The sequence below is a fragment of the Nostoc sp. JL34 genome, from assembly GCF_017114945.1.
Lineage (GTDB): Bacteria > Cyanobacteriota > Cyanobacteriia > Cyanobacteriales > Nostocaceae > Nostoc.
In genome coordinates, this window is sequence record NZ_JABXKQ010000004.1 from 1 (window position 1) to 4,302 (window position 4,302).

Annotated in this window: 3 protein-coding genes and 1 CRISPR repeat array; of the genes, 2 read left to right on the forward strand and 1 reads right to left on the reverse strand. The window is 37.1% G+C overall.

All coding sequences use genetic code 11. The features are described from left to right. Positions 1-35 precede the first annotated feature (35 nt). Positions 36-572: a CRISPR direct-repeat array (repeat unit 37 nt; unit sequence GTGAAAATTTTGGTTACTCCCTATTAGGGATTGAAAC). Between the two features lie 25 nt (positions 573-597). After that, entirely contained in the window at positions 598-1,455 is an 858-nt protein-coding gene (locus HWQ44_RS00055; protein ID WP_292713367.1) for a WYL domain-containing protein, read from the reverse strand. A gap of 316 nt (positions 1,456-1,771) precedes the next feature. On the opposite strand from HWQ44_RS00055, the gene cas3 reads away from it, so the two are divergent. Continuing rightward, on the forward strand, positions 1,772-3,904 hold the full coding sequence (gene cas3, locus HWQ44_RS00060; protein ID WP_292713369.1) for a type I-D CRISPR-associated helicase Cas3': 2,133 nt from the start codon (positions 1,772-1,774) through the stop codon (positions 3,902-3,904). 28 nt (positions 3,905-3,932) lie between these two features. Beyond that, complete coding sequence (locus tag HWQ44_RS00065) at positions 3,933-4,193, forward strand: DUF433 domain-containing protein (protein ID WP_292713371.1); 261 nt, start codon at positions 3,933-3,935, stop codon at positions 4,191-4,193. Positions 4,194-4,302: the final 109 nt, after the last annotated feature.

Below are 4,302 nucleotides of genomic sequence, written 5' to 3' on the forward strand. Positions count from 1 at the left end.
AATTTTGCATAGTTCACAATGATAATAATAATTATTCTCATAATGAGAATTGCTGCTATTAGGGATTGAAACAGAGTCTAGATGAACTTTACCATCACTAAAAACTGTGAAAATTTTGGTTACTCCCTATTAGGGATTGAAACAACTACTGCATTAGGTAGATATGGTACACCTTTAAGTGAAAATTTTGGTTACTCCCTATTAGGGATTGAAACAATCCAGCGAAATATAAGAAAACCAATCAAGCAGGTGAAAATTTTGGTTACTCCCTATTAGGGATTGAAACCCCATCCCTAATTAAAGTTAAGGTGGCAAAAAAGGTGAAAATTTTGGTTACTCCCTATTAGGGATTGAAACACCCTACCCTACATTCCCGACAAATACTCTGGGGGGTGAAAATTTTGGTTACTCCCTATTAGGGATTGAAACATAACTGACGCAGTGCTATTAGAAGTCCTTGGCAAGTGAAAATTTTGGTTACTCCCTATTAGGGATTGAAACTTCTTCTTATGTAAGAGGTATATTCCTTCCTAAGTGAAAATTTTGGTTCCTCCCTATTAGGGATTGAAACAAAGCATTAAAAATCTATAAATGCAATTATATCTTGTAATGCTGGCAGACACTTTTAAGTTTTTCAATCATTAGTAATTGCACATTTGTTGGTGATATAATTACACAATCTGGAGTATATTGCATCACCTCTCGAATAAACCAAAAGGTACTAGAGACATGGCGCACAACTCTCTTTATTCGTTGTGTATCCGGGAGCCATTCATTTATTTTATCTTCTGGTTTAGCTTGGTAGGCAAAGCCTAAATTACCTAATAAATTCATCTCTACATCTATCTGTGCTAACCCAGTAGTGAACCATTCACCAGCAATAGGTAAAACAGCAGCCTCTTGAATACGGTCTAAACGTAAGCTCCAATTATGACGTAATTCTTCCACATCAGAATTACCTTCTGTCTCTGTACACCAGCAATCTAAGTATTGCCGTTTTTCGTGGAGCGTAACTTTTGCATAGTGAACAGTAAAATTAAATACTCGTTGTGCTGCATCTTGATAACTGAGTTGAAATGATTGCTGACGCAAGATATAACGATCAATTTCCAAGCGCCACTGTGGGGCTAAATTCCCTAAGAAACTTTCAATCTCGGTATGTAAAGGTATTGGTAGTTCGCTACGTTCCAGTAATAATTGTCCTATGATCTGCGCTTGATCGTTTTGCCCAATGTCAGTTAAGAGACGCATTGCATGGACAATAGCACGGATACGCTCTTCTGACCAGTCGTTATTCTTGCCAATAAGTAGATGATGGCGAGCGATCGCTTCTATCAGTTTAGAGATATTTGGGCGATCGCCCCACATCATACCGAATTCTAAGGCGATCGCTTCTAGCTCGGCTTTATCACGTTCTGATATCGACAGTGTAATAGATTGACCTTTTCGACTCATATTTTATACGGACACTTTTATACGGATATATCTTGGCAACTTCTATTTTGCATGGCATTATAGTAAATAACAACGAGTTACGGACAGTTTTTAAGTAAAGTGAAAAACTCGCACCAATGGTGCGAGAAATAGCCTGGAAATGTTTTACCCATCGACAAAACTGCAACCATTGGTTGCAGAAATTTGTGGGTGGTATTTAGCACATATATAAAAACTGCCACTAATGGTGGCAGAAATTACTTGGATTTATAAGTTTGTCATTCTTTCAACATAGCAGTTCAGATAAACTAAGCATTTAAAGGGGATTTTCAAGGATATGTCCGAAAATTACAGCATAAATCTCAAACGTGTTTATTCTCAAACCGTTATTACACCTGACGGAGTGAAATTACCTAAAGATTGGTCGCTTTCTTGGCATCAAGCAGAAACCTATCAAGCATTACAAGACCCAAATATTGATGTTGTCTTCAATAGAGCGATGACAGGCGATGGTAAGAGCTTGGCAGCTTATTTGTCAGCGATGACAAATCGCACGTACACTTTGGCAATGTATCCGACAAATGAACTCGCACGAGATCAAGAAAAACAGGTTCAAGGATACAAAGATGAATTTAAACCCAAGTACAAACCTCAAATTAATCGCTTAAATGCAGCTATTTTGGAGAAATATATAGCTACTGGTAAGCTGTCTTCCAAAAGAGATGGGATAGAAGATTTTTCTACTAACTATGAAATTCTGCTGACGAACCCTGATATTTTCCATTACATCCATAATTTTTACTACTTGAGAGGAAAAATAGATAATCCTGACAGGTTATTCAGACGTATAGATGAAAATTATAAATTATTTATCTATGATGAATTTCATATTTTTTCATCTCCGCAAGTAGCTAGTGTTATCAATACAATACTTTTAATGAAACACACTGGCGATACTCATAAAAAATTTCTCTTTCTTTCTGCTACACCTAACGAATTGTTAAAGAATTTTCTAGAAAAGGCTCAACTTAGATATAAAGAAATTGATCCGGTTGCTGTTGGAGCTTATAAATTTTCATCAGATGATTCAATCGATGAGTGGCGGCAGATTAGTCAACCTATTAACTTATGCTTTGCTGAAGGAATAGAGCCTAATCTTAGTTCTAGCTACAAATGGATAGAAGAAAATGCTGAAACGGTGATTTTAAAGTTTTTTCAAGACTATCCTAACAGCAAAGGTGTAATTATTCTCAATTCAATCGCGGCAGTAAAAAAGCTAATAGATAAGTTAAAACCTATTTTTGAACCGCGATGGAAGGTTAGAGAAAATACTGGCTTAACTGGAGAGACTGAAAAATCTCAATCAGTTGCCGAAGCAGATTTACTTTTGGGTACGTCTACAATTGATGTTGGCGTGGACTTTCGGATTAATTTCTTAGTTTTTGAAGCTGCTGATGCGGGGAACTTTATTCAACGATTTGGTAGGCTTGGCAGACATGAAGGTTTTGAAACCTATCAAGCTTATGCTTTAATACCTAACTTTCTTGTTGCAAGGCTATTTGCAGATAAATCCCATCCTTTACAAGATGGTGAAACTTACGATCGCGTTAATTTTAACAATGCCATTAATGAATTTTGGACATTTAAAAATCAGTTTGAGCGATATCCTCAGCGATGGGGTGGTATACAGTCAGCTTATATCTATTCAAAGCTGCAAGGAAACTATTATATAAAAGAGAAATATCCAGAGGTAGCTAAGAAATTTGGTACTAGTGTTCAAAATGCTTTGGGAATTAGTATTAAACAGATGAATGCACAGTTTTATCGCTGTCAGAGTGAAGGAAAAACAAAAATTATTGATGAGGCTAGGAGTTTTCGGGGAAGTAGCCAGTTAGATTGTGCAATTTATGACTTAACTAATCCAGATGAGCCAGAAGCAGAAAGATTTAAAATGTATAATCTTCCTGGTATTCTCAATAACTTTATTTTCGAGTTATGGGATAAAAATAGCTTTATGGAAAAAGCCGAGAAAGCTGGAGTAATTACTACTCGCTTTGATAAAGCTTTGTGTTATTTAAAGTTTAAAGGCTATCGAGATGTGCGGGAAGATTGGCACTTTTATTATTCAGGAAATCTGAGAGAATTAGTTAAATCTGGTAAGGTGCAAATTCTACCAGATAAACAACACGAACTACAAGGTTTAGAGATTTCCCAACGACACGGTTACGGTATCAACCAAATTAGTGATGCTGTGAGTAGACGTAAACTAGTGTGCTTCATTTCAGACCGCGATCGCAACTTTTTACGCGCCACTCTCGGATTACCGATGCATTTTCAAGCTTACCCCCTCACCAACGAGCCAGAGGATAGAAGTCCTCGCTACACCATTACTTTTGGACAAGACGCGCTGTTATTGGAAACCTTAACTTGGCATTGGAAGCCAAAGGACGATGAAGGATGGATATGTTAGAACTAGAGGCTATTAGAGGTGAAGCTACATGACTAACAATGATTTGCTTTCTCGTATTTCCATCGATCCGAACATTTGTTTCGGTAAACCGTGCATTCGTGGACACCGTATTTGGGTTTCTCTAATTCTCGACCTTTTAGCAGCAGAAGAAACAATAGAGACCATTCTAGAAGAATATCCCGGTTTAGAAAAAGAAGACATTCTTGCTTGTATCGCTTATGGTGCTGAGATGACAAGGGATTGTTTTGTTGAAATCCCTTTAGGAACTCACAAGGAAACAAAAAAGTGAATATCAAACTAGATGAAAATCTTGGTAGCCTGCGGGTGGCTACATGGTTGCGTTGTAAGGATTCAGGTCTAATATTTAGGAAGTAGGGATGGGCGAGACAGATAATTAT